Origin of the sequence: Thalassobacterium maritimum (genome assembly GCF_031127805.1) — a bacterium.
Taxonomy (GTDB): domain Bacteria; phylum Verrucomicrobiota; class Verrucomicrobiia; order Opitutales; family Coraliomargaritaceae; genus Thalassobacterium; species Thalassobacterium maritimum.
In genome coordinates, this window is sequence record NZ_JARXHW010000289.1 from 1 (window position 1) to 341 (window position 341).

The following is a 341-nucleotide window of genomic DNA, read 5'->3' on the forward strand; positions in this document are numbered from 1 at the left end:
AAGACGACGAACCAACCAAGAAAGTCCCGCGCTACGACGGGGCCACACTTCAAGAAGCCAATGAGCTCAGGTGGGAACTAGTGCTCGAGCAATGCATGCAGACACTGAATAAAACGGATGATGATGCGACCAAAGAAATGAAGTCAGCAGATTGGAAGATACTCATTGCCGCTGTCCTAAAATGCAAAACCAGCGCAAGCAATGTATGGATTGCAGATCAGCTTAACATGGGAGTCCCCCACGCGGTCAGTCGCTATGTCGGCGTATTCAAACAGAATGGAAATCACAATGAGGCGACATTCCTACAGCTCATTGCAAACATAACGACATGACCCTTTTTT

The 341-nt window shown here is 47.8% G+C and carries 1 pseudogene; it reads left to right on the top strand.

Annotated elements, in window-relative coordinates:
• A pseudogene (locus QEH52_RS20380) lies at positions 1-332 on the top strand (hypothetical protein); the annotation flags it as partial.
• Positions 333-341 lie beyond the last annotated feature (9 nt).